The 26239-nt window shown below is 69.7% G+C and carries 17 protein-coding genes; 11 read left to right on the top strand and 6 right to left on the bottom strand.

Annotated features, from left to right (window positions below):
• Window positions 1-2: 2 nt before the first annotated feature.
• The gene (locus tag HPO96_RS01855; RefSeq protein WP_171670438.1) at window positions 3-1274 is read left to right on the top strand and encodes an MATE family efflux transporter; all 1272 of its coding nucleotides are present in this window, start codon (window positions 3-5) and stop codon (window positions 1272-1274) included.
• Window positions 1275-1315: 41 nt separating this feature from the next.
• On the opposite strand, the gene HPO96_RS01850 is transcribed toward HPO96_RS01855, so the two are convergent.
• The 3 genes from HPO96_RS01850 to HPO96_RS01840 all read right to left on the bottom strand — a co-directional run bounded on the left by HPO96_RS01850 (window position 1316) and on the right by HPO96_RS01840 (window position 6838).
• On the bottom strand, window positions 1316-2824 hold the full coding sequence (locus tag HPO96_RS01850; protein ID WP_337796473.1) for a fibronectin type III domain-containing protein: 1509 nt from the start codon (window positions 2822-2824) through the stop codon (window positions 1316-1318).
• A gap of 144 nt (window positions 2825-2968) precedes the next feature.
• A complete protein-coding gene (locus tag HPO96_RS01845; RefSeq protein WP_171670436.1) occupies window positions 2969-4489 on the bottom strand; it encodes a WD40 repeat domain-containing protein in 1521 nt (506 codons plus the stop codon).
• Between the two features lie 147 nt (window positions 4490-4636).
• The gene (locus tag HPO96_RS01840) at window positions 4637-6838 is read right to left on the bottom strand and encodes a LamG-like jellyroll fold domain-containing protein (protein WP_171670434.1); all 2202 of its coding nucleotides are present in this window, start codon (window positions 6836-6838) and stop codon (window positions 4637-4639) included.
• 136 nt (window positions 6839-6974) lie between these two features.
• Here HPO96_RS01840 and HPO96_RS01835 point away from each other — a divergent pair, with 136 nt between their 5' ends.
• Together HPO96_RS01835 and HPO96_RS01830 are read left to right on the top strand one after the other, a co-directional pair.
• Complete coding sequence (locus HPO96_RS01835) at window positions 6975-8600, top strand: Wzz/FepE/Etk N-terminal domain-containing protein (protein WP_171670433.1); 1626 nt, start codon at window positions 6975-6977, stop codon at window positions 8598-8600.
• Window positions 8601-8602: 2 nt separating this feature from the next.
• The gene (locus HPO96_RS01830; protein WP_337796472.1) at window positions 8603-9946 is read left to right on the top strand and encodes a hypothetical protein; all 1344 of its coding nucleotides are present in this window, start codon (window positions 8603-8605) and stop codon (window positions 9944-9946) included.
• Here HPO96_RS01830 and HPO96_RS01825 read toward each other — a convergent pair whose 3' ends face one another.
• Window positions 9947-11107 carry a right-handed parallel beta-helix repeat-containing protein gene (locus tag HPO96_RS01825; protein WP_337796471.1) on the bottom strand — a complete coding sequence of 387 codons (1161 nt, stop codon included), beginning with the start codon at window positions 11105-11107 and terminating at the stop codon, window positions 9947-9949.
• Window positions 11108-11615: 508 nt separating this feature from the next.
• On the opposite strand from HPO96_RS01825, the gene HPO96_RS01820 reads away from it, so the two are divergent.
• The 4 genes from HPO96_RS01820 to HPO96_RS38880 all read left to right on the top strand — a co-directional run bounded on the left by HPO96_RS01820 (window position 11616) and on the right by HPO96_RS38880 (window position 17759).
• Window positions 11616-12173 (top strand): hypothetical protein, encoded by a 558-nt coding sequence (locus HPO96_RS01820; RefSeq protein ID WP_171670429.1) that lies wholly within the window; start codon window positions 11616-11618, stop codon window positions 12171-12173.
• Window positions 12174-12298: 125 nt separating this feature from the next.
• Complete coding sequence (locus HPO96_RS01815) at window positions 12299-13726, top strand: PepSY-associated TM helix domain-containing protein (protein ID WP_171670427.1); 1428 nt, start codon at window positions 12299-12301, stop codon at window positions 13724-13726.
• A gap of 70 nt (window positions 13727-13796) precedes the next feature.
• Window positions 13797-14678 carry a GTP-binding protein LepA gene (locus HPO96_RS01810; RefSeq protein WP_171670425.1) on the top strand — a complete coding sequence of 294 codons (882 nt, stop codon included), beginning with the start codon at window positions 13797-13799 and terminating at the stop codon, window positions 14676-14678.
• A gap of 9 nt (window positions 14679-14687) precedes the next feature.
• Window positions 14688-17759: a helix-turn-helix transcriptional regulator gene (locus HPO96_RS38880; protein ID WP_171670424.1), complete on the top strand. Its 3072-nt coding sequence runs from the start codon at window positions 14688-14690 to the stop codon at window positions 17757-17759.
• Window positions 17760-18076: 317 nt separating this feature from the next.
• Here the strand turns inward: HPO96_RS38880 and uxaC are convergent, their stop codons facing one another.
• Complete coding sequence (gene uxaC, locus HPO96_RS01800) at window positions 18077-19483, bottom strand: glucuronate isomerase (protein ID WP_171670422.1); 1407 nt, start codon at window positions 19481-19483, stop codon at window positions 18077-18079.
• A gap of 178 nt (window positions 19484-19661) precedes the next feature.
• On the opposite strand from uxaC, the gene HPO96_RS01795 reads away from it, so the two are divergent.
• From HPO96_RS01795 to HPO96_RS01780, 4 genes are all read left to right on the top strand, one after another.
• Window positions 19662-20672: a LacI family DNA-binding transcriptional regulator gene (locus tag HPO96_RS01795; protein WP_171670420.1), complete on the top strand. Its 1011-nt coding sequence runs from the start codon at window positions 19662-19664 to the stop codon at window positions 20670-20672.
• 13 nt (window positions 20673-20685) lie between these two features.
• Complete coding sequence (locus HPO96_RS01790) at window positions 20686-22071, top strand: mannitol dehydrogenase family protein (RefSeq protein WP_171670418.1); 1386 nt, start codon at window positions 20686-20688, stop codon at window positions 22069-22071.
• A gap of 32 nt (window positions 22072-22103) precedes the next feature.
• The gene (locus tag HPO96_RS01785; RefSeq protein WP_171670416.1) at window positions 22104-22556 is read left to right on the top strand and encodes a hypothetical protein; all 453 of its coding nucleotides are present in this window, start codon (window positions 22104-22106) and stop codon (window positions 22554-22556) included.
• Window positions 22557-22738: 182 nt separating this feature from the next.
• Entirely contained in the window at window positions 22739-24022 is a 1284-nt protein-coding gene (locus HPO96_RS01780; RefSeq protein WP_171670414.1) for an amidohydrolase family protein, read from the top strand.
• A gap of 309 nt (window positions 24023-24331) precedes the next feature.
• Here HPO96_RS01780 and HPO96_RS01775 read toward each other — a convergent pair whose 3' ends face one another.
• Entirely contained in the window at window positions 24332-26158 is a 1827-nt protein-coding gene (locus tag HPO96_RS01775) for a right-handed parallel beta-helix repeat-containing protein (RefSeq protein ID WP_337796470.1), read from the bottom strand.
• Window positions 26159-26239: the final 81 nt, after the last annotated feature.

Here is a 26239-nt window from a genome sequence, read left to right as displayed (position 1 = left end):
GGGTGAGGTTCCGGCGGCCGAAGAAACTCCGTCGACTGGCCGGGCCGGCCGGTCGCGCCGGTTGGGGGTTGGCCGATCAGGCGCTGTCGAGCCTGAGCAACCTCGCGGTCGGCGTCGTCGTGGCGCGCTCGAGTACGGTCGCGGACTTCGGCGTCTACGCGCTCGCGTTCGGCGGCTACACGATCGCGCTGAACGTCTCGCGGGCGATCTCCACCGAGCCGCTCGCCGTCCGGCACTCCGGCGAACGGACGCCGGAGTGGCAGCGCGCCGTCCGCGCCGCCACCGCGACCGCGCTGTTCGCCGGCTTCCTCGGGCTGCTGGTGGGGGTGGCGATCGCGCTCTTCCCCGGCGTCCCGTCCAAGGGCGTTCTGCTCGCGTTCGCCGTGACGCTTCCGGGGCTGCTGCTCCAAGACGCCTGGCGCTGGGCGTTCTTCGTGGTGGGGGAGGGCCAGAAGGCCTTCCTGAACGACCTGATCTGGCTGCTCGGCATGCTGGTGATCTTCGGCGGCCTCTACCTGACCGACACCGCCTCGGCGGCCACGCTCACGCTGGCCTGGGGGCTCGGCGGGGTGATCGCCGCCGTGGTCGGCCGCTTCCAGGCCGGTGTCGCGCCACGCCGTCAGCTGATCCAGGAGTGGATCCGCCGGAACTGGGACCTGAGCCCGAAGTACGTCGGCGAGATGCTCGCCGTCTCCGGCACCATCCAGGTCTACATGCTCGGGATCACTGCCGCGGCCGGCCTGGTCGCGACCGCCGGTATCCGCGGCGCGCAGGTCCTCCTCGGGCCGGTCAACGTCCTCAACCAGGGCATCCGGATGATCTCCATCCCCGAAGCGAGCCGCGCCCTCGCCCACTCCTACCGCCGCCTCTGGCTGGTCGGCCTCGCGATTTCCGTCGGCGTCGGCGGTGGCGCACTCGCCTGGGGAGCGGTCTTCCTCCTGCTCCCGCCGGTCGTCGGCACTGAACTGCTCGGGCCGGGCGTCTGGGAGCAAGCCCATGCCGTCCTGGTCCCGGTGATCCTGCTCCAGGCCCTCGGCGCCTCCAACGCCGGCGCCTTCGCCATCCTCCGCGCCCTCACAGCCGCCAACCGCGGCCTCGGTGTCCGTCTGGTCTCCTCGGTCGTCCTGATCGTTCTAGGCGTCGGTGGAGCCCTCCTCTGGGGCCCTTCCGGCGCCGCCTGGGGCCTCGCCCTCGCCTCGTTCCTGACTCTGCTCCTCTGGTGGCACCAAGCCAACCGTGCCATCGCCACCCACCGCCGCCGCAGCAACAAGTGAGCCCCCGACCCGGGTGGGGCGGGGGCTCAGCAGGTGCGTTGCTACTTGACGGTGATGGTCGAGTAGCCGCCGCGGACGGTGTTCTTGCCGTCGGTGACTTCGATGCGGTACATCTGCGACCCGAGCGGCGCGTTGGTGTCGGTCAGGGTCACGGTCGGGCGGCTCCAGAAGGTGGAGTTCGCGGTGGCGGTGGCGACGACGGTGTTGGTCGAGCCGCGGAGCAGCCGGTAGGTCAGGGTGATGTCGTCGTTGTCGAGTGACGTCTGGACAGTCGCCTTGACCTGCTTGGTGACGGCGTTGGACAGCGTCGGCAGCGCCGGGCCCAGGGGAGCGGCGCCGTTGCCGAGGTTGGTGAAGCGGGTCAGGCCCTGCTGACCGGCGCCGTTCACGGTGGTGAAGTCGCCGCCGACCCACAGGTCTGTGCCGCCGGTGGCCGAGACGAGCGGGCCGACCTGGGTCGGGGCCGCCGCGTTGGTGTTCGGGAACCAGGGGCCGAGCGCCCCGTCGGCCGGGTTCTGCAGGAGTAGGTAGTGGTTGCCGGTGCCCTCGGGGAAGGCGCCCGGGCAGCTGTGCGCGTGCGAGCCCTTGAAGAGCCAGCCGCCGACCATCGTGAGCGCCTCGGTGGCGCCCAGGCAGGAGCTCTTCCAGACCAGGTTGCCGGTCGCGATGTCCGCGGCCCACGTCCCGTCGAAACAGCCGCCGCCGTCACCGGCGTTCGCGAAGTACACGCGGTTGCCGACCGTCTCGATGTCCTTGACCCGGCTCTTGCAGGTCGACGTCGGGTTCGGGACGGCGGACGCCGCGGAGAACGGCAGGATCGCACCGGTCGAGCTGCTCACGCTGCCGACGGCCCACCGGCTGGTGGCGCCGATCTTGGTGAACGTGCCGCCCAGGTAGACCTTGGAGTTGTCGTCCGCGGCGTCGATCGCGTACACGTCGGCGTCGAGGTTCGGATTCCAGGCCTGGAGGGCCCCGGTGGACACGTTGATCGCGGCCGCACGGTTCCGGGCGACGTTGTTGACCAGGCCGAACGAACCGCCGAAGTACAGACTGGTGCCGCCGAGCGCGAGCGTCTTGACCCGGTACGACACGCTCGGCTTGATGTTCGCCACGAGCGCGCCGGTGGCGGTGTCGAACGCGGCGATCCGGTTCCGGGTGACGGTGCCGACCTTGGTGAAGTCGCCGCCGACGTAGATCCGGGAGCCGTCCGGCGAGGCCACGATGGACCAGACGACGCCGTTCAGGACGTGGTTGAACGACGTGTCGAGCGCACCGGTGCTCTGGTTGAACGCGGCCAGGTACGTCCGCTTGGTCTGGCTGGCGCCGGGCGCGGCGCCGGGTGGGCGGACGTTCAGGAAGCGGCCGCCGACGTAGGTCTTGCCCTTGGCAACGGCCAGGCCGAGCACACTGGCGTCGGTCTGCCAGGCGGATGCGGGTAGCGCGGTGAGCGGACCGCCGGTGCTCACTGCGGTTTGAGCCGGCTGCAGGGCGACGAAGATCCCGGCGGCGCCGAGAGCTGCCGCGCCGAGCGCAGCAATAAGTTTCCTCACTGGTATGAACCCCCCTCGGGTTCAACTGTAGGTCGGCCACCCCCAGTGGCCTATGGGCGAGAACGGGCGAATTTCGGGGGACCGGCGGGCGGCCGGTGGGCGATGTGCGAAGGGTCTGCCCGATCGGGCAGACCCTTCCTGGTTCTACTTGACCTTGACGCTCGCTGTCGAGCTCTTGACGGTGTTGCGGTCGTCGGTGACCTCGATCCGGTAACCGACCGTCTGGCCGGTCTTCACTCCGGTGTCGGTCACCGTGTAGGACTTCCGCGCGTCCCAGTGGTACGAGTTGTACTTGTAGGACCCGATCTTGGTGTTGCCGCGGAAGACGTTGTACGTCAGCGTGATGTTGTCGACGTCGTAGACGTCGGTGAACTTGAGCGTCACCTTGGCCTTACCGGCCGTCAGCGCGGGCGCCTTCGGGACGGCGGGGACGGCGCCGCCCGGCGTGCTGCTGAATCGGGCGAGGCCCTGCTGGCCCTTGCCGTTGACGTTGCGGAAGTCGCCGCCGGTCCACAGGCCGGTGCTGTCACCGGCCATCGCCAGCGGTCCGACCTGGGTGGTGCTGTTCGGATCGGCGTCCGTGTTCGGGAACCAGGGCCCGAGCTTGCCGTTGGCAACACTGTGGACGAGCAGGAAGTGCGTCCCGGTGCCGTCGCCGAAGGAGCCGTCCTGGCTGCAGTCGTGCGCGTGCGAGCCCTTGTAGAGCCAGCCGTCGATCGCCTTCAGCGCTTCGTTCGCGCCCAGGCACTTGCTCTGCCAGAGCAGCTTCCCGGTGGTGGCGTCGGCGGCGATGATGCCGTCGTAACAGCCGGCGCCGTCACCGCCGTTACCGATGAAGACCCGGTTGCCGAGGGTGTCGATCGTCTTGACCCGCGTCGTGCACTGCCAGGTCGGCTTCGGGATCGCGCTCGCCGCGGGCATCGCCAGCGCGGCACCCGTGGTCGAGTTCACCATCGCCAGCGAGTAGTGATCACGGTCGTTGATGGTCGTGAACGGGCCGCCCACGAACACCCGCGTCCCGTTGTCCGACGTCTGCAGCGCGTACACGTCGTCGTCGGCGTTCGGGTTCCACTTGAGCAGCGCGCCGGTGCTGAGCGTGACCGCGCCGAGCCGGTTGCGAACCTGACCGGCGATCTTCGTGAACGCGCCGCCGATGAAGACGCTGTTGCCGTAGATCGCCAGGGCCTTCACCCGGGCCGCGACGACCGGCGCCCACGAGGGTGCCAGCTGGCCGGTCGCAACGTTGAACAAGGCAACTTTGCTGCGCTTGACGCCGTTCACGGTGGTGAAGTCGCCGCCGATCACGACCCACTTGCCGTCCGGGCTGGTCGCGATGCTGTAGACCGCGCCGTTCAGCTTCGGCGCGAAGGTGGTCGGCGCGCCGGTGGTCTTGTTGAAGGCCGCGACGTACGTGCGGACCGACTCGCGCTGGCCCTTGGCCGCGCCCGGCGGGCGGATCCTGGTGAAGAGGCCACCGGCATAGACCGTATTACCGGCGATCGCGAGCGCGTTCACGCTGCTGTTCGTCTGCCACGCCGATTGCCGGACCGCGGAGACCGCGGACCCGAATCCCTTGGAGGCCGCCTGGACGGGCGGGCCGGACGGGATCAGCGCCGCGGCGACGACGGCCGAGGCGGTGACGATGGCCAGAACTAGCTTCTTCATCAAGTTCCTTTGACTGGGCGGGGGATCAGTCGACGGCGCGGGCCGCACAGACGCGCCAGCAGCGGACACTAGCGCTCTGGGCGGCCGGCTGGAAACCGAGCCCCCACCCGCGTTATGACTTTGTGCTACAACTCCCCGACAGAATGCTCATCGCGCATCGTAGTGCCTCTGGACCTGCAGAGCGCTCAGGGCATACGGGTAGACGGCCGCTTCGTCGATACCGAGCCCGGTCTGGGTGGCCCCGCCGCCGCTCCAGGAGCTCGTGTTGTCGTAGCCGATCCGCCACCAGCCGTAGTACAGCGCGGCGGTGCCGGCGGTGGTGCTGCCGACCAGTATGCCGTCCACGTACAGCCGCATGATGCCGTCGCCGAACGTGCCGACGACGTGGTGCCACTGGCTGTTGTTCTTGCCGGACGGGCTGCTGATGGTCCGCTGCGAGCCGTCGTTCACGCCGAAGGTGATGGCGCCGTTCGACCGCATGTAGAGCATCCGGTCGCCGCCGCCGGCGCTGTTGCCGGTCTTGGAGCTGCCGAAGCCGAGGATGCGGCCGCCGCGCAGCGAGCTCTGCTTGACCCACGCCTCGACCGTGAACTGCTGCGGCATGCTGAAGGCCTTCTCGCCGACCATGCGGCCGCTGCTCGAGCTGGTGGTCGCAGAAGTGTTCCCTGCGATCGCACCGCTCGCACCGAGCGTCATACCGGTGAAAGTGCCGTTGTTGCTCTGGTTGGACGAGTCGACCGAGGTAGTCGTCCCCGAGGGCTCACCGAGCCGCCAGTACGCCTGCGGGCCATCGGCGTTGATGATCTGGTCGTACGCCGTGGACGTCGTACTGGCCACGGTCACCGGGTCGGAGTAATTGCCGCGCAACGTCGTACTGCCGTCGCTGACCTCGATGCGGTAGTTCGTCGACTCACCCGGCGTCACGTTCGTGTCGGTGTAGTGCAGCCAGGGCCGGTCCCACGGCGTCGACTTGGCGCTCCAGGTCGCGATGGTGGTGTTGCTGAAGCCCTTGAGCAGCCGGTACGTCAGCGTGCTGTCGTCGCTGTCGAGCACGGTCGGGAAGTGGATCTGCACCGTGCCGGTCTCCACGCTGTACGGCGTCAGCTTGGCCGGCTTCGCCGGAGCCGCACCGGGCAGTGCGTTGCTGAAACGCGTCAGACCCTGCTGACCGACGCCGTTCGTGGTCGTGAAGTCGCCGCCGACCCACAGGTCGCTGCCGCCGGTAGCGAAGGCGAGCGGGCCGACCTCCGTCGGCGCACCGGCGTTGGTGTTCGGGAACCAGGGGCCGAGCTGGCCGTCGGTGAGCTGCTGGCTGAGCAGGAAGCGGTAGCCGAAGCCCTGCGGGAAGCCGCCTGCGCCCTGGTTGGCGCAGTCATGGGCGTGTGAGCCCTTGTAGAGCCAGCCGTTGACGACCTTGACCGCCTCGGTCGCGCCCAGGCACTGGTTCTTCCACTTCAGCGTGTTGGTGGCGATATCGGCGGCCCAGGTGCCGTCGAAGCAGCCGCCGCCGTCACCGCCGTTCCCGAAGTAGACGGTGTCCCCGCTGGCGTCGATTGCCTTCACCCGGGTCGTGCAGGAGCCGTTGGGCGGCGGTACGGCGGACGCCCCCGGGAAGGGGAGTACGGTGCCGCTGGCCGGGTCCAGACTGGCCACCGTGTTCTGGCTGGTGCCGTTGACCTGGCTGAACTGACCTCCGGCGTACACCTTGCTGCCGTCGTCTGCAGCGTCCACGGCGTACACGTCGCCGTTCACGTTGGGCGCAAAGGGGAGCAGCGTGCCGGTGTCGGCGGTCACTGCGGCCAGTTTCGGGCGGTCCTGGCCGTTCACCAGCCCGAACGAGCCGCCGAAGTACACGGTGTTGCCGGAGACGGCGATCGTCTTGACGCGGTAGGAGACGCTGGGCTTCCAGTTCGCGACCAGGGCGCCGGTGGCGGCGTCGAATGCGGCGATCCGGTTCCGGGTGACGCCGTTGACGGTGGTGAAGTCGCCGCCGACGAAGATCCGGGAGCCGTCGGCGGACGCCGCTACGGCGTACACCTGGTTGTTGAGGACCGGGTTGAACCCGCTGACCAGCTCACCCGTGGCCTGGTCGAACGCGGCCAGGTAGGCCTGTGCGACCTCATTGGTCCCAGCGGCCGCGCCCGGCGGGCGCACCGAGGTGAACCGGCCCCCGGCGTACGCCTTGCCGGCAGCGACCGTCAGGCCCTGGACGCTGGCGTTGGTCTGCCAGACCGGGCTGTCGGTGGCCGACAGCGAGGCCTCGATGCTCTGGGCGGCCGGTGCGAGCACCAGCGACCCGGCGATCAGCGCCCCGGCGGCGGCAATGGACGTGACGAACCATCTCTTCATACTGCGTTTCTCCCCACGGTCTCTGTGTTGCTCCCTCGAGACCCTTGGGAAGAGAGTAGGGCACAGATCGGGACCAACTCGCCACGCCCTGCCGTCGTAGCTATCCTGAGGCGCTGGTCGACGGAATGAGGATGGGATGGAACCGGGCACTGTGGTCTGGCGGGAGACCGCTCAGTCCCTGCTACGGCAGAAGTGGCTGATCGTGGCCTGCATCGTGCTCGGGCTGGTCGGAGCGACAATTTTCGCGCTCGCCCAGACCCAGCGCTGGACGGCGTCCAGTCAGCTTGTGATCGGCCCGGCCGTGCCGCCGGCGCTGGTCGGCAAGCTGCCCAGCAGCACCGACAAGACCGGTCCGCTCGGTATGGACCTGCCGGCCGAGACGCAGGCCCGGGTGATGGCCAGTCCGCGCCTGCTGCGCAGTGTCGCGGTCACGCTGGGGCTGCCGACGACTGACGAGACCATCCGCGACCTGGCCGCCGTGACGCGGGTCAAGGCGGTCACCGACAACGCCTACCTGGTGACGACCGACGGCCCGACCGCCTCCCAGGCTGTCCAGCGGGCGAACGCGATCGCGACCATCTACCTGAAACAGCGCAACGACGCGGCCAAGGCGCTGCTGACGACGCTGGCCAGCCAGGCGCAGGACCGGGCCCGGACGGCGACTGCGCAGTCCAAGACTTTGGTCAGTCAGATCGACGAGGCTGTGCAGCGTGGCGACACCCAGACGGCGAGCCAGCTACGCGACCAGCGCGTCGGGCTGGCCACCGAGGCCCGGCAGGCTGCAGACGACGCGGCCGCCATGCGGAAGGCGCTGACCGGTGTCGGCGCCGGGAGCGAGCTGGTCACCCCGGCGACAACCGACACGGCCTCCTCATCCCCGATGGTGCTGCGGGACATCCTGGTCGGCGGCATTCTCGGGCTGGTGCTCGGCTTCGGTCTGGCGCTCCTCCGGTCGCATCTGACCCCGTACATCCTGACGCGCGACCAGGCGGCCCGGGCATCGAGCTCGCCGGTCATCGCGGCCTCAGAGGGGAACCGGCGCCGCATCTGGCACCGCTCCGCTCCCGAGCTTCCGCAGTACGAGATCACCGCGCTGGGTGCCGAGGCGAGTGGCGCCCTGGCGCGTCGTGAGCTGAACGCCCGCGCCTTCGCCGGCGGCGGCACGGGCGCGCTGCTGGTCGTTTCGGCGTCCACCAGCCCGAACGCGGCCGGTATCGCGCTCGCAATGGCCGAGGCGAACGCCCGCGACGGCCGCGAGACCCTGCTCGTCCTGGCGGACGTCGAGGGGACTCCGGTCCTCCCGCACGTCACCGGGCACGAGGGTCTGACCGACCTCGTCATGGAGCCGGCGGCCACTCGAGCGATCCGGGCGCGCAAGCTGTTCCGTCCGGGCACTGTCGCCGACCTCTACGTCCTGCCGCCCGGTATGAACCACGAGGAGACCGCCTCCGCTGTCGGGCCCTCGCTGGTCCCAGGCATCGTCGCTGACCTCCCGCCGGGGTACTCCGTCGTCATCCACGGCCCTGCGGCCGTCGGGCGGCACGGCATCTCGCCGCTGGCCGCCGCCGTGGACGCCTCGGTCCTGGTCGTCCAGGTCGGTCACGACAAAGAGATGGACGTCGCCCGCCTGACCGCCGCCCTCCACTACGCCGGAGCGCCGGTGCTGGGCGTCGTCCTGATCGGCGCTTCCGACCACGACGAGACGCTCGGTATCCCGCTCAACTACACCCCGACCGAATCTCCCACCCCCCACGTTCGCTGACCGTGCGTACGCAGCGAGCGGCCGACCTGTTCCGCGATGGTGCGGAATACCGGCTCGGCCGTGGGTGGGGCCCCCGACGGGACCGGCTGGCGCAGGCGGTGCCGGGAACGGTCGAGACGCCGCTGGAGAAGCCGGCCTGGTTCTGGCTGGTTCTGTGGTGTCTGTTCGTACTGGGTGTGCAGCCGTGGTCAGGGCGCGTCGCCGCGCCCCAGGGGACGACTGGCTCGACGAACAGCGTGATGAAGGGGCTGCTGCTCGGTGCGATCTTCCTGATCGCTCTGGCGGCCACCAAGCCCGGCTTCCGGACCAGAGTCAACCCGACCGGCACGCTGTACGTCGTCTACGTGCTGTTCGCGACCGCAACAGCGTTCCTGCTGGCCGAGCCGATGGGCCCGCTGACCCGGCTGGCACGCTTCCTGATCGGTCTGGTGCTGGTCTTCCTGCTCTGGCGGCCGCTCGTCCAGGTCCCGGAGCGGCTCGTCCGAGCGCATCTGTGGGCACACATCCTGCTGGCGATCACTGTGGTCGCCAGCCTCGCCTACGCGCCGAGTCAGGCCTGGCGTCCGCTCAGCTCGCTAGGCAACGGCTACCGGCTCCAGGGCGTCATCATTCCGATGCTGCCACCGCGGGTTGGTGAGGTCGGCGCGATTCTGCTCGGTCTGGCGATCATCGGGTACGTCTGCCGCAAGCTGTCGATGCTGCCCGCGGCCACGCTGATCGGCCTCGGCGGCATTCTGATCGCCGCCAGCCGCACCCGGACGTCTGCTGCCGCGATCGCGTTCGGGCTGGTGCTGGCGTTGCTGCTGACCCGGAAGACGTGGTTCGGGCGGTTGATGACGCTCGGCGTACCAGCCTTACTCGGTGTTGCGTTCCTGATGATCGGCTCGCTGCACACCTGGCTGCTCCGCGGGCAGGGCACCCGGCAGATCAGCTCGCTGAGCGGCCGTACCACCAGTTGGCAGGCCGTCCTGGACGAGAAGGTGTCGGTCCAGACCGCGATCATCGGCCACGGGCTGGGGAACAAACGCGTCCTGCTCCGCCGCGGTGAGGGCGACATCGACGTCATGGCCATCGACAACAGCTGGCTCGGCCTCTACTGGGAGACCGGCCTGCTGGCTGTCCTCATCGTCGCGGTGGCGCTGATCCTCGCGTGGGTGGCCGTGCTGCGCGCGCCCACGCCGTACATCAAAGCCTGTGGCGCCCTGCTGCTCGGCTACGTTTCTGCCGCGTCGCTGAACGAGTCCGGCCTTTCTGACCTCTCGTCGATGACCGTCCACCTCCTGGTGGCCGCCGCCATCTGTGACGCGGACCGGATCCGCCACCGCTCCAGACAGCTGGTTCGCTGATCAACTGGCCTTCGTGATCGAGTCCTGGTCGAAACCGGCGTCCTGCCACTGCGGCCAGGTGAGCGACTTGCCGCGCCAGGCGAAGCGGGTGGTGTCGGGAACGCGGTAGCTGTTGCGGCGGAACGTGATCGCGCCGTCCTGGGTGGGCGAGCCCTTGTTCTCGACCACTCCGGTGCTGGAGCCGGCGTCCTTGAGCACGATCAGGTTGCCCTCGACGACCACACCGCTGAGCACGTACCGCCCGCGCGGCCCGTCGCCGCGGGTCCGGGACTGGATCGAGATGCCGTTCCGGTTGTCCTTCACCAGGTTCCCGCGGACGTGCACGCCGGCGGAGGTGTTCACGTTGATCCCGCCGCCGTCCCACAGGCTCCCGCCGGAGCCGCGCCCGGTGCCGAACCCGTTGCCCTCGACAACGTTCTCCTCGATCACGCCGGCGTAGCTGATTTCGTACCGGATACCGTCGGCGGCGTTGTCGCGGATCCGGTTCGCGCTGATCCTGCGGTCGTACTCGGCGATATCGCTCCACATCCCGACACCGCGGTTCGCGACGATGTCGTTCCCGGAGATCTCGCCGGACGATCGCGTCGACTTGATCCCGCCGGACTCCCAGTCGGCGATCCAGAACCCGTCGGTGTTGTTCCGGGTGACCAGGTTCGCGGTGATCCGGACGCCGGCCGACCGGTACTGCCCGAGCCCGAGCTGCCCGTTGTCGGCGATCGCGTTCCGGCTGACCTCCGCGCCGTCCGCCTCGATCAGCATCACCCCGACCGCGTGGTTCCAGCGCACCTCGTTCGCTGTCACCCGCCAGCCCTTGCCGGCCTCCAACGCACCACCTTGCGGCCGCGATGCGAAGTGCTCGATCACCAGCCCGCTCACACCGACGTTCGCCGCGCTCTTGTCGAACGCCGTCGTCGTCCGCGACATCTCGACCTGTTGGCCGGCCGGGTCGTCGGCGACGTACACCGCGTTCGCCTCGTAGTCCCCGAAGAAGGTTCCCGGCCGTAGCTCCGCAAGGCTCATCACCCGGCTCAGATGCTTACCGCCGAAGAACACCTGCTCACCGCGCTGACACGGATTGGCCCGGTTGTCCTCACACTGCCCCTTCAACGGATAGGCCGCCGGCAGCACGCCCCTGGCGACCCACCGCTCTCCGTCTCGCACCCACCCGGTCAGCGCAACCGCTCCACTCAGAACTGCGCCAACCCCACCGAACGTATCCCCGTCCCGAGGCACCATCGCCTGGCCGATCCGATGCACTCCGGGCGCGAAGCAGAACGTTGTACCTGCCGGAGCCGCATCAATCACCGCCTGCGCCTCGGCTCCCACCGCGATAGCCGTCCCACGGCACGGCTCTGCCGCCTCCGGACCAGTAACCCCTAATGCCTTGCCCGCCGCAGCCGGCGCCCCAGTGGGCACCGTCACCGCATCATCCGGCTTGGGTGCCGCAGCGTCGTCAGTGCACCCCGCGACCAGCACCCCCACGACCAGGGCGACTCCCCAGCCCACGACCCCACGCCGCCTCATCCCAGCCCCTCCCGAACCCACCCGACAGACCCGCAGGACCCTACCGTGCCGCTCTGGTGCTTCGTGTCTCTACCGGGCCCGATTCCTGCCGTGCGGCTCCTGGGGATTACGCAGGGACACGACGAGATGTCACCATTGCGTGGTCATGGCTGAGGTAGCAGGAACGCGCGCGGTGCGGGCGGCGGTGTTCGCCGTCGTCTGTGTGCTGCTCACAGCCCTGGGCCACAGTCTGATGTCCGCCCAGGAACTGCCGTGGTGGTCGGTAGCCGGCGCACTGCTCGCGGTCTACGGCTGCGGCTGGTGGCTGGCCGCTGAAGAGCGCGACGTCCCGTCGGTCACTGCAGTCGCAGTGGCTGTCCAAGCTGTTCTGCACGGCGGCTTCACCTTCGCCGAGATGTCCATGCAGGCGCCCTCGGCCCACAGCCACACCATGACACTGGCTCCGATGCTCGGGATGTTCGGCGTCCACCTCATCCTGGCGCTCCTGTCCGGCCTCTGGCTCGCGTACGGCGAGCGTGCAGCCTTCCAAGCGCTCACCACGGCCGCACACCGCATCCGCACGGCGTTCGCGCTGGTGGACGCCATACCCCAGTTCCTGCCGCGCCTCCGGCACCCGCGTGCTCTTCAACTCCGGACCACCCGCCGCTGGCGTCTGGTCCACGCCATCGTCTCCCGAGGCCCTCCCGGCACGGTCGCTGTCTAGACCTACCCCGACGCAGTGCCCCCTGTGGCCGCGCCGGGTACGGCCATGCCTGCCTGTCCGGCTGGCCGTAGTGCCGTCTGATCCGGCCGGACCGCCCGCCGGATCGAGGATCTCCGGAGAAGCAGATGGAACGTACTGACGATGTGACGATCGACGCCCCGAAAAAGGCGCCCGACAAACGGGGGAGCGGTGCCAAGGGCGCCGGTCTGTTCCGCGCGTTCTGGCGGTGGCATTTCTACGCCAGCTTCCTGGTCATCCCGGTTGTGCTGATCCTGGCCGTGACCGGGCTGATTTACCTGTTCCGCTTCCAGATCGAACCGGTGCTGCACTCGGACCTGATGAAGGTCGAGCAGCCCCCAGGCCTGGTAGCCCAGCAGTACGCATCACAACTGGAGGCGGTCAAGAAGGAGTTCCCGGACGCGACCGTCGTCTCGATGACCGAGCCGTCCGCTCCGGACCGCTCGACAGTGTTCTCGGTCCAGACCGCCGACGGTGCGGGGCGCGACGTGTTCGTCGACCCCTACCAAGGTCAGGTGCTGGGCTCACTCGATCCGGACGCCACCCTGTCCGGCGCCGCGATCCTGCTGCACGGCGAGTTGATGGCCGGCCGCTGGGGCGACGCAGTGATCGAGATCGGCGCTTGCTGGGCGCTGGTGATGGCGATCACCGGCTACTACCTGTTCCTCCGCGGCCGGGTCGCCCGAGCCCGCCGCCGGACGGCGAAGGCGGCGGGCGCCGTACTGCGCTCACGACACGCGCTGACCGGTTCGGTGCTCGGCATCGGCTTGCTGTTCCTCCTGGTGTCCGGGCTGCCCTGGACGGGGTTCTGGGGTGCCAAGGTGCAGCAGTTCGCCACGAGCCAGGGCAGCTCGATGTGGGGCGAGGACCCGGGCGCACTGTCCAACCCGACATCCACCCTCGACGAGTCGCTCCCGCACAGCCACACGGTGCCGTGGGCGCAGGGCGACGCCAAGGTGCCGAAATCCGATCCGAACCAGGACCGCAAGTCGGTCGCCAACCTGGACACGGCGGTCGCGGTCGGCGTCCAGAACGGGCTGGCGCGGCCGATGACGATCGCGCTGCCCGGTGACGAGGAGGGCGTCTTCTCCGTCATCGGGTACGCCTTCCAGGACCCGGCCAAGGAGCGCTTGCTGCACGTCGACCAGTTCGGCGGGCAGGTGATCTCGACGTACGGCTACGAGGACTACCCGCTGCTCGCCAAGACGGTTGCCCAAGGCATCGCACTGCACGAGGGCCGCCGGCTGGGCACGGTGAACATGTGGCTGACCACGGCCTTCTGTCTCGGCATCGTCTTCATGTGCGTCTCCGGCCCGCTGATGTGGTGGCGCCGCCGGCCCAAGTCCGCCGGCGCCGTCGGCGCGCCGCGCGGCCGAATGCCCCTGAAGGCCACCCCGGCGCTGGCCGTCCTGGTCATCGCTCTGGCTCTGTTCCTGCCGATGTTCGGCATCACGCTGGCGCTGGTGCTCATTCTGGACCGCCTGGTCATCCGCCGGACGCCGAGACTCCGCGCCTGGTTCAACAGCGTCGACTGAGATGTCACATCTCTCCCTTCCCTGGGGTCATGTCTGGTGACAGACGACCTGCCTCAGGAAGGGAGAGGTTGTGCGCACTACGCAGGACCGGCTGCGCCAGTTCGTCGAGAGCTACGGTGCGGAGCATCCGCCGCTGACCCTCGGCGCAGCCGATCTGACCATCAACAACGCCGCTGCGGTTCGGCGTACCTACGGCTCGGTGTTCAACTACCTGACCCGGGTCGAGCTCGAGGTCGAGCGCAACGTCTTGGAGCTGCGGGCACTGATGCCCGACGCAACTGAAACGGACAAGCTCTTCTATCGCGAGGTGTGGTCGCCGCAGGAGCTGCAGCACGGGGTTCTGCTCGACGCCGTCCAGCACGGCCTGGGCATAACGCCGGCGCCCGCCGACGTCGCCCACGTCAGCACGGGCATCCGGCTGGTTGGGCTGCTCTCCCGGTTGCCCGGCATGCTCGACGTCGTCCGGCTGCTCTACTACCTGACTGGTGCGGCGACCGAGAAGTCGGCAGTGATCGCGTACTCACGGCTGGTCAACGGGCTGCGGTCGATGGGGGAGCGGGCGATCGCGGAGACGGTCGTCGCACCGATCCGGCGGCAGGAGCCGGGACACTTCGCGTTCTACCGGCTGTCGGCCGAGGCGCTGGTCCGCGAGTCCGGGCTGCGCGACTGGCAGTTGCACCTCGCGCGATTGTTGCGACGGCACTCCTTCGAGTTGGTTGGCGTGCGCAACCGCCGGCAGCGAGCGGACTTCGGTGATGTTGCCCGTGCACTCGATTTCGACCGGGACCTGTTGGCGGTGGCCCGCCAAGTCAGTCTGGTGGAGCGAGACCTGCTCTGGGCTCGGCAGGAGGGGCTGGAGGTACCGGACTACATACTGGCTGCACTCGACGGTGCGATCACGATGAGTGCGGCCCGGAGTGGGCGGATTGGCAGCGGCCGGGACGCGTTGTAGCGTCCTCGCATGGCGACCGAGCGGCCCCTGCACGGACTACTGGGTCGGGTCGCCGAATGCCGTGTTGTGGCTGAGCTCGTGACGAACGTGCGCTCTGGTACCAGTCAGACCTTGGTAGTGCGAGGCGAACCTGGAATTGGGAAGTCAGCGTTGCTGGGCCATCTGCTGGACTGTGCCGCTGACTCGCGGCTGCTGCGCGTGGCCGGGGCGGAGTACGAGTCCGAGCTGGCGTACGCCGGGCTGCACCAACTGTGCGGACCGCTGTTCCCATTGCTGGAGCGGCTACCGGCTGCGCAGCGCGCCGCGCTCGACACCGCCTTCGGGCTCAGCGCTCGCGGCCCCGCCGACCGGTTCGTCGTGGGGCTCGCCGTGCTCGCTCTGCTCGCGGAAGCCGCCGAAGAGCGTTCGCTGCTCTGCGTGATCGACGACGCCCAATGGCTCGACCAGGAGTCTCTGGTGACCCTCGCGTTCGTGGCTCGCCGGCTGCAAGCGGAGTCCGTTGGTCTGGTCTTCGCAGTCCGCCAGCCCGAGGAGGTGCGAGAGCTGGCCGGCCTTCCCGAGCTACTCATCAGCGGTCTGCGGTACGCCGATGCCCGCGCGCTCCTCGACGCCGCCTGGCCCGGGCGACTCGACGAGACCATCCGCGACCGCATCGTCGCGGAGTCGCGTGGAAACCCGCTCGCGCTGCTCGAACTGCCACGCGGTCTGACACCGGCCGAGCTGGCCGGCGGCTACCACCTGCCGGGCTCGGCGCCGATCGCGACCCAGATCGAGCAGAGCTTCCTCCGCCAGGTCGAGTCGCTGCCGCCGGACACCCGCCGGCTGATGCTGACCGCCGCGGCCGAGCCGATGGGCGACGTCGCCTTGCTCTGGCGGGCGGCAGCTCACCTAGGGCTCGGTTTCGACGCGGCGACGCCTGCCCAGCAGGAGGGCCTGATCGAACTCGATGCTCACGTTCGATTCCGCCATCCGCTGGTCCGCTCGGCTGTCTACCGGGCCGCGTCCCGCTCCGATCGCCGTACCGTGCACGCCGCCCTCACGGCCGCCATCGACGCGACAGCCGACCCCGACCGGCACGCCTGGCACCTGGGCCACGCGACCTCCGGACTCGACGAATCCGTCGCCGTCCAGCTGGAGCACTCCGCCGACCGCGCCCGAGCCCGCGGCGGCATCGCAGCAGCCGCCGCCTTCCTCGAACGAGCCGCCGAACTCACCCCAGACCCCCACCGCCGCGGCGAACGCGCCCTCGCCGCCGCCCAATCCAGATTCGACTCAGGCGCCTTCGACGCCGCCACCGCCCTCCTCGCCTCAGCAGCCACCTACCCAACCAACGCCCACGCCCGCGCCACCGCCGCCCGCCTCCAAGCCCAAATAGCCTTCCGCCTCAACCGCGGCCCAACCGCCCCACCAGCCCTCCTGGCCGCAGCCCAAGCCCTAACCCCCCACGACCCCCAAGCCGCCCGCGAAACCTACCTAGAAGCCCTAGGCGCCACCATCTACGCCGGCCGCCTCCAACCACCCCATTCCCCCCAAGCCCTAGCCCACGCCGCCCACACAGCCCTAACCACCACCCCCACGACCTCCAACACCCCCGCCATCGCCACCGCCGCCGCCTCGGGCGCCCCCGCCACGGCGCCCGCCACCGCTCCCGCGACCCCAGGCACCCGCGCCACGGCGCCCGCCACCGCTCCCGCGACCCCAGGAGCCCCCGCCGCCCCCGCCACCGCCCCCGCCACCGCCTCGGGCGGTCCCGCCACCCCTACCGCCTCCGCTGCCCCCAGCTCCACGACCTCCGGCCTCCCCGCCGCACCCGCCTCCAGCATCCCCACCAGCTCCAGCCAGCCACCCGCCCCGGCCCCACCCCCGCCTTCCACCGCCTCAAGCGGCGGGCTCCGCCCGACGGACCTCCTCCTCGACGGCTTGGCGACCCGCATCACCGACGGCTACGTCGCAGCCGTCCCGCCGCTCCGCCAGGCTCTGGAGGGTTTCGCCGACGCCGACGAGACCGACGTCCTGCGCTGGTTCTGGCTCCCATGGCTGGTGGCAGGAGACATCTGGGACGACGCGAAATGGCACGACCTGTCCACCCGAGCAGTCAGTCTGTGCCGCGAATCCGGCGCCCTGACCCACCTCCCCCTGGCCCTCGGCTACCGCGCCGTCGTACACCTGCACGCCGGCGAGTTCGCCGCCGCCTCGGCCCTCACCGCAGAGGGCGACCTGATCTCCAAGGTGACCGGCGGCGCACCCGTCAACTACCCGCCGATGCTGCTCGCGGCCTGGCGCGGCATCGAACCCGAAGACCTGATGACATCCTTCCGCCCCGACCTCGAGGACGTCGCCTCACGCGGCGAAGCCCGCTGGATCGGCGGCCTCGGCTACGTGAACGCCGTACTCCACAACGCCCTTGGCCGCTACGACGTCGCCCTCGCCGCCGCCCGCCAAGCCTGCGAGTACGACGACCTGGGCATCTACGGCTTCACCCTCGTCGAGCTGATCGAAGCCGCCTCCCGAAGCGGCGCACACGACGAAGCAGCAGCCGCCCTCCGCATCGTCCGCGAACGAACCAGCGCCGCCGGCACCGACTGGGCACTCGGCGTCCAAGCCTGGTCCCGCGCGCTACTCAGCAACGGCCCCACCGCCGAAACCCTCTACCAGGAGTCGATCGACCGCCTCCAGCAAACCCGCATCCCCATCCACCTGGGCCGCGTCCGCCTGCTCTACGGCGAATGGCTGCGCCGCGCGAACCGCCGCACCGACGCCCGTCACCAACTCCAAGCCGCCCACGACCAGTTCAGCGATCTTGGCGCCGACGCCTACGCCGAACGCGCCCGCCGCGAACTCCTGGCCGCCGGCGGATCCCCCCACCGCCGCCACGAACCAACCCGAGGCCTGCTCACCAGCCAAGAGTCCCAAATCGCTCGCCTAGCCCGCCAAGGCCTCTCCAACCCAGAAATCGGCGCCGAGCTCTACCTCAGCCGTCACACCGTCGACTGGCACCTCCGCAAAGTCTTCGCCAAACTCGAAATCACCTCCCGCAAACAACTATCCCGCCTCCCCCTCAGCCGCCTCGAATCCGCCTGACCGACCCCCAACCACCCAACGACCAGCAATCAGCCAACCGCGAACCACCCACCCCGAACCATCCGCGCGGTACGGGCGTACGGCAACCGCCGCAGGTCCACACCGCGGATTGACCGAGGACAAGCCGCGCGCAGCGAACTGGCCAGGGCGAGTCGACTGTAGGGAACTCGCGCACCGCGAACCGCCCGCCGATCGAGCGAACGCCTAGCAAACCCCTCGGCGACCCTCGCGGTGTCACCTCAGGCTGTAGGTGAGACGGCCGCCCGGGCAGGTGTCACCCGCAGCCCGGCAGACATGACCACCGCCCCCGGTGCGGCTCAGCGTAGGTAAGTGTCGCGAGCGAGGTTGTAGGCAAGGTCTTGGGCGACCTCGAGGGCGTCGTCCTCGTCGAGCCGGTGCTGGACGACGAGGTCGGCCAGATACCCGGCGTCGATGCGCCGGGCGAGGTCGTGACGTGCGGGGATCGAGAGGTACGCGCGGGTGTCGTCGACGAAACCGGAGGTGTTGTAGAAACCGGCCGTCTCCGTCACGAGCTCGCGGAACCGGCGCATCCCGTCGGGGCTGTCGAGGAACCACCAGGGCGCCCCGAGCCGAACCGCGGGATAGACACCGGCCAGCGGCGCGAGCTCACGGGAGTACGTCGTCTCGTCGACCGTGAACAGCACGAGCCGGAAACCCTCGGCGTGGCCGAAGCGCTCGAGCAGCGGGCGCAGCGAGCGGGTGAACTCGGTCGTCACCGGGATGTCGTGCCCCTGGTCCGGCCCGTAGGTCGCGTGGATCGCCGGGTCGTGATCGCGCAGGACACCAGGATGCAACTGCATGACGAGCCCGTCCTCGGCCGACATCACAGCTGACTGGAAGAGCATGTGCCCAGCGAAGGCCGCCGCGTCCTCGGGGGAGACCTGGCCCTTCAACGCGCTCGCGTAGATGCGCTCCGCATTCGCATCCGTCAGCGGCGTCGTCGAGGCACTGAAGTGCCCGTGGTCGGTCGCGCGGGCGCCGGCCTGGACGAACACCTGCCTGCGTTGGCGAATCGCCTCGAGGTAACCGCCGTACGACGAGGTGTCGACCCCGGACAGCTGCCCGAGCTGCTCGGCCAGGTAGCACCAGCCGGGCCGATCGAGGTGGACGACGGCATCCGGCCGGAAGGTCGGGATGACCCGGCCGGGGAGATCCGCGGCGACCTTCGCGTGCAGCGCGAGGTCGTCAGTGGCGGCGTCCGTGGTCGAGAGCAGTTCGATGTTGAACCGGTCGAGCAGCGCGCGCGGCCGGAAATCGGGCTCGGCGATCCGGGCGGAGATCTGGTCGTACAACTCGTCGGCGGTCTCCGGCGACGGCTGCACGGTCAGCCCGAGGACCTCGGCGAACTCGTGCTCCAGCCAATAGCGGCTCGGCGTCCCCCGGAACAGCCGCCAGTGGGCGCAGAACTCACGCCAGACCTCGCGCGGATCCGCCGTCCGGTCGCCGTTGCGGCGGGGGAGGCCCAACCGGTCCGGCGAGACGCCCTGGGACACGAGCATCCGGGTGACGTAGTGGTCGGGGATCACGAGCAACTCCGCCGGGTTGCCGAACGGGGCGTCGGCGGCGAACAAGCCGATGTCGACGTGTCCGTGCAGACAGAGCAGCGGCAGGTCTTTGGTCGAAGCGTGGATTCTCCGGGCGATGTCACGCGCCGGACCGGCGGGCAGAGCGCGGTCGGGGTGGGGCTGCAGGGCCTTGGGCATGAGGTCCTCCCGGGACGATCGGTGAAACGCAGAGTGAAAGGATTGCAGGCGATTCCTGATCGGGCAAGTCGTTGTCCACAAGGCGATTTCTACCCCGCGACACGCCCGGGGGCGGCGAGTTTGACAATGTTCTGCAACCGGTTGCAAGCTTGCTCGACACCGGCCCGAGGAGGTGGCGATGCCAGCAACGATCCGCGATGTGGCGCGCCTGGCAGGGGTGTCGCCGTCCACCGTCTCCCGCGCGCTCTCGATGCCGGAGATGGTCAACGCGGCCACCCGGGCCCGGGTGGCGACGGCGGTCGAGCAGCTCCAGTACCAGCCGAACCGGGCCGCCCGCGGCCTGACCACCGGGCGGACGGGGAACGTCGGGCTCGTCGTCCCCGATCTGGCCAACCCGCTCTTCGCGAGTGTGGCGAAAAGCGTCCAGGCGCGAGCCCGCCGGCAGGGCGTCGCCGTCTTCGTCGCGGACACCGAAGAGGATCAAACCGTCGAGGCCGGATTGATCAGGGCGCTGGCCCAGCAGGTCGACGGGCTGATCCTGTGCTCACCACGCTCCGATACCGATGACCTGGTGACGATCGCCGCCGAGACCAACGTCGTGCTGATCAATCGGAGCGTCGACGGTATCGCCGGTGTCGTCTTCGACAACGAGGAGGCGATGCGCCAGGCGGCGGCGCATCTGGCTGCCCTCGGGCACACCAAGATCGCCTGGGTGGGCGGGCCGCAGGCGTCGTGGTCGAGCCAGCACCGCAAACTCGGTCTACTCGCCGCCACCCGGGAGCAAGGCGTCGAGCTGGTCGCGGTCGGTAGCTTCGCACCGACGTACGAGGGCGGCGTCGCCGCGGCAGACCAGGCGGTCGCCACCGGCGCGACCGCCGTGATCGCCTACAACGACCTGGTCGCGATCGGCCTGCTGAACCGTCTGCATGCGCGGGGGATCGCGGTGCCCGGTGAGATCAGCGTGCTCGGCGTCGACGATATCGAGATGTCGCGGATGGCGACGCCGGCGCTGAGCACGATCCGGCTGCCGAAACAGCGCTCCGGCGAGATGGCCGTCGAGATGCTGCTCGGCCTGATCTCGATGCCTGATCCGCTGCCGCCCATCCGGCTGCGCAACACCCTGATCGGTGAGTTGATCGTCCGCGATTCCACCGGTCCCGCTCCGCGTCACCCGTCCGGCAAAGGCTGAAAGAGGTCCTCCCGTGCCCAGGCTGAGTCTCACCAACCTCCCCGTCACACCCGCCGTCGACCCGGGCTCCCTATCGATCGGCGTCGTCCACCTCGGGCTGGGCGCCTTCCACCGCGCACACCAGGCCGTCGTCACCGAGCGGGCCGCCGTCGCCACCGGTAACACCCGCTGGGGGATCAGCGGGGTGAGCCAACGCTCGGCCGCGGTCCGTGAGCAGCTGGCCCCGCAGGACGGTCTGTACGCCGTTCTGGAGCGTGGGCTGGGTGATCCCACCGTTCAGGTGATCGGGAGTATCCGCGAGGTGCTGACCGCTCCCGAGAGCCCGGAGGCGGTGGTCGCCCGAATCGCTGACCCGGCCGTCTCGGTGGTGACCCTCACCGTGACCGAGAAGGGGTACCGCGCGAAGGGCGGCGGGCTCGACCTCGACGACCCGGAGATCCAGGCCGACCTGACCGGTCGCCCGCCCCGGACGGTCGTCGGCCAGCTGGCCGCCGCGCTGGCCCGGCGCGAGGCGCCGCTGACGATCGTGTCCTGTGACAACCTCGTTGCCAACGGCCCCTTCTTGCGCCGCCTGGTCGCCGAGTACTTCGACGCTCGCGGCAAGACGCCCGACGTCTTCGCGGCGTCCCGGTTCCCCGCCAGCATGGTCGACCGGATCGTCCCCGCGACCACCGAGGACGACCGCGCCGAGGCCGCCCGGTTGCTCGGCGTCCGCGACGAGGCGGTCGTCGTCGCCGAACCGTTCCTGCAATGGATCATCGAAGACGAGTTCGCCGGCGACCGTCCGGCCTGGGAGCGCGGCGGCGCCGTCCTGACCGCCGACGTCGCCCCCTGGGAGCAGGCCAAGCTCCGCATCCTGAACGCCACCCACTCGATGCTCGCCTACCTAGGCGCTCTCCGCGGCTACGAAACCATCGCCGAGGCCGTCCGCGACGACGAGCTCGCCGCCCTGGCCCACACCCTCATCACCGAAGACGTCATCCCGACCCTCACCCCACCCGACGGCCTCGACCTCACCGCCTACGGCGCCACCGTCCTGGAGCGCTTCGCCAACCCCGCCCTCAAACACCGCACGACCCAAGTCGCCATGGACGGCTCCGTCAAACTCCCCGTCCGCCTCCTCGGCACCCTCCAGGACCGCCTCACCGCCGGCGCCGAGCCCACCACCCTCACCCTGGCTGTGGCAGCTTGGATGGTCTACGTCCACACCACGCCCGCCCTCGACGACCCCCAGGCCCCCGCTCTCAAGTCCGCCCTCGCCAACGCCACGACTCCCACCGCCGTGGTCGACGCCCTTCTCGCCCTTCCCACGATCTTTCCCGCAACCCTCCAATCAGCCCCCGCCCTCCGCGACCTCCTCATCACTCAGGTAGCCGCGCTCACCCCCAGAAACCAGTAGGCAACCGCGGCTTCACGCGAGAACCTGCTCTTGTGAAGACTCACCAGACCTACGTCTTGGACCATGCCTCGTGGTCCCGCGTGCGCGTCGTCACTGCGTGTCGACAGGTCCTGGACGTGTTCCGCCCGGACGCCGCCATCTTCGAGTGCGACATCCCAATCGACGATTCCGAGTGGCCACCCGAAGTCCAAGCAGCAGCCCAAACCCTCCGCGTCCACGCCCAAACCAACGGCAAGCGAGAACGCGGCGGCTACGCAATGACCGGCGTCACCCCCGCAACCCACCCCACCTGGCCCGCCTTCGCCACCTTCTGCCCCTTCTCCTACGACGCCACCGTCTGGGACCACCAAGGCCGCGACCTGATCTCCCTGGCCGACGAAGCCACCTGCTTCACCCTCACCCTCACCCACCCCCAGTACCAAGCCCTAACCCACCTACCCGACATCCCCCTGGTCCCCCTCCACACCTGGCGCCGCACCCGTTAACACCTGCCCCCACCACCCACGCGCATAGGCCCAACAGCCGCGGCCGGGCGACGCCGTCCCTCGGCTTCTTCCGTACCTGACATCAGCGTTCGCTGACACCAGCGTGCTGGGTGTTGGGCGGTCGATACTTTGGTTTCTTGGCTTGGGGCTGAAGGTGGGCTGGGGGTGTTTAGGGTCGGGGGATGGGTGTTTCTCGGCGGGTGGTGTTGGGGTTCGGGTCGGCTGCGGTGGTTTCGGGTGGGTGGGGTGGAGTGGCGGTTGCGGGGGAGCCGCGGGGTGGGGCGGTGGTGATTCGGGATGCTCGGGTTTTTGATGGGTGGCGGGTGTTGCCGGGGCGGCGGTGGGTGCTGGTTCGGGGTGGGGTGATTGCGGGGATCGGGGTGGGGGCTGCGCCGGCGGACGGGGTGCCGGTGGTGGAGGGGCGTGGGGGGATGTTGGTGCCGGGGTTGATCGACTCGCATGTGCATACGTTCGAGGGGAGTGGGGCGGATGCGCTGCGGTTCGGGGTGACGACCGAGCTGGAGATGTTCGGGGAGCCGGCGGGGCTGGGAGCGGCGCGGAGACGGCGGCGGTCGCGTGGTCGGGTGGGGACGGCGGATCTGTGGTCGGCGGGGAATGGGGTGACGGTGCCGGGTGGGCATCCGGTGGCGCCGGGGTACGACTTCCCGCGGGTCGGGCCGGAGACGGATGTGGATGCGTTCGTCGCGGATCGGATTCGGGAGGGGTCGGACTACGTCAAGTTCGTGTACGAGCCGGGTAATCCGCCGGAGCGGCCGTTGCCGAGCCTCACGCGTCGGCAGGTTGAGGGGACGATTCGGGCGGCGCACCGGCGTGGGCGGCTGGCGGTCGGGCATGTGGAGAAGCTGAAGCTGTACGTCGAGGCGGTGCTCGCCGGGGCAGATGGGATCGTGCATGCGCCGTACGACGCGGTCGCGACCGATGCGGACGTCGCGGCGATCCGGCGGACGCGGAGTTTCGTCGTCCCGACGATGTCGGTTGTCGATTGGGGGCTGGGTGCGCGGTCGCTGCTCGAGGACGAGCGGATCGCCGGCTGGCTGAGCCCGACTCAGCAGTACTTGCTGTCCCAGGAGCCGCCGGATCGGCCGGGGCGTCCGGATTTCCTGGGGATTGCCAGGGCGAACGTACGGCGATTCCACGCGGCCGGCATCCCGGTGCTGGCGGGGACGGATGCGCCCGTGCGCGCGAATGTGAGCGGGGCGAGCTTGTTCACCGAGCTCGAGCATCTGGTCGCCGCTGGTTTGAGCCCGGCGGAGGCGCTCAGCGCGGCGACTGCCGTGCCTGCCCGACGTTTCCGGCTGGCCGACCGGGGTCGCATCGCCGTCGGCTACCGCGCCGATCTGCTGCTCACCTCAGCCGATCCGACCCGCGACATCCACAACCTCCGCACCTTGCACACCATCTGGAAGAACGGCCACCAAGTCGACCGCACCCCGCCGAAGGAGTAGCCCGATACATGGCAGTCGGCTCCCGGGGTGCCGCCTTACGGCGGATGGGCGCCGGTGGGGCGGCGCAGGTGACCGGGCGGGAGTGGAGTCGGGCCTTGAGGGCGGAAAGGCGGGGTGAGTTCGGAGCCCGGTGGGCGTGAGCGGGAGAGGTGGGTGGGCGGGGAGCCGGTGGCGTGGGAGGGGTTGGCTGGTGGAGCGGTGCGGGTGGGAGTGGGCGGGCGGGTGCCGGGTGGTGTGAGTGGGTAGGCGGGTGCCGGGTGGTGGGGGCTGGGCGGGTGGCGGGTGGTGAGCGGCTGCCTCGGCGCGGGGTTAGCGGGGTGGGGGGAGGCGGTTGGGGAGGAAGGTGCTGGATTTGTCTTGGCCGGTGGCTTGCCATTGTTGGGCGGTGTACCAGTGGCCGGTTTTCTGGAAGCGGTTGAGGGTGAGGCTGTCCAGAAGGTAGGCGTTCTTGTCGAGGGTGACTTCGCCGGTGGGAATGGCGGCGCCGGAGTTCTGGACGATGCCGGTGGCGGTGGTGCCGCCGCGCATGGTGACCTGGTTGCCGGTGATGGAGATCTTGCGGAGCACGTTCTGGCCCCAGGGGCCGGAGCCGCGGGTGCGGGACTGGACGGAGATGCCGTTGACGTTGTTGGCCACGACGTTGTCGCGGACCTGGACGTTCGACGAGGTGTTGATGTTGATCCCGCCGCCGTCCCACAGCGAGGTGCCGGAGCCGCGGCCGGTGCCGTGGCCGTTACCGGTGACGAGGTTGCGGGAGATGACGCCGTTGCGGCCGATCTCGAAGCGGATGCCGTCGGCGGCGTTGTTGGAGATCGTGTTGCCGCTGAAGGTGCGGCCGTCGTCGTAGGCGTCGCTCCACAGGCCGACGCCGCGGTTGGCGTGGATCACGTTGCCGGTGACGGCGCCGCCGTTCGACCAGGTGGTCTTGATCCCGCCGGACTCCCAGTCGGCGATCCAGAAGCCGTCGGTGTTGTTGTTGCTGACGATGTTGCCGGAGATGGTGCCGTTCACCGTGCTGTACTGGCCGACGCCGAGCTGCCCGTTGTGGTGGATGTTGTTCTTCTCGAGGACGGCGCCGTCCGCGTTGACGAGCATCGCGCCGACGGCGTGGTTCCAGCGGATGTCGTTACCGCTCACCCGCCAGCCGTGGCCGAGGACGACGGCGCCGCCCTGCGGCGGGGTGGCGAAGTGCTCGATGGTCAGGTCGCGGACGGTGACCTTGGTCGCCGTGCTCTCGATCGCGGTCTTGGTCTTCGACATCTCGACCGAACGCCCGGCCGGGTTGGAGCCGAGGTAGACGGCGTTCGCGGTGTAGTCGGCGTAGAAGGTGCCGGGGGCAACTTTGTCGCGGGTGGCGACGCGCTTCTGATGCTTGCCGTCCACGAAGACCTGCTCGCGGAGATAGCAGATGTTCGCGACGTTGTCCTCGCACTGACCGGTCCGCGCGTACGCCGCCGGCAGCACGCCTGTCGTCACCCAGTCGCCGTTGGACGCCGTCCACTTCGTCAGCGGGACGGAGCCGGTGAGAATCGCGCCCGGCAACCCGGTCAGCACCTGCTGGGACTTGGGCCGGATCGTCTCGGTGATCCGATGCAGCCCCGAGGCGAAGCAGAACGTCGTCCCGACGGCGGCCGCGGCGATCACCGCGGCCGCGTTCTGCGCGGTCGTGATCGTCGTACCGGCACAGGCCGGCGCGTTCGGAGGCGGCGTCGTGGGAGGCGGTGTGGTCGGCTTGCTGGGAGAGGACGTCGGCTCGTCAACGGGCACGGTGCGGACAGTGATCGGTCCGACCGTGACCGGCGCCGACGGCAGCACAGAGGGCAACACTGACGGAAGCACGGACGGGAGCACCGGCGGCGGCTCCGACAGGACGCCGGTCGGCGGGACGTCGGCAGGCACCGAGGGAGCCGAATCCGGACCGCCCGTGGGCGTCGGCGTACCCGGGATCAGCGCCGACCCCGAGACCTCGAACGGCGCCGCGGACGGCGTGTCGGCGGCGCGCGGCAGGTAGGGGACAGCGCCGTCGGACAGGCGGAGACCGACGGTGCTGGGGGCGCCCAGCGCCTGCTGGGCGAGGACGGCGGCGGCGATGGCGCCGGTCGTCAGGAGCGCGAATGCGGTGCGAGGGTTCTTCACTGAGGAGCCTCCGGGGGCACAGGTGTTCCTCTGCGCACCCCCCATGGCGCGACTTCAAGTCAGCAGCGTACTACGTCCGGT

Origin of the sequence: Kribbella sandramycini (assembly GCF_013131805.1) — a bacterium.
GTDB classification, from domain to species: Bacteria; Actinomycetota; Actinomycetes; order Propionibacteriales; family Kribbellaceae; genus Kribbella; species Kribbella sandramycini.
Note: the sequence above shows the minus strand (reverse complement) of the source record. Positions and strands in the feature narration are given on the sequence as shown.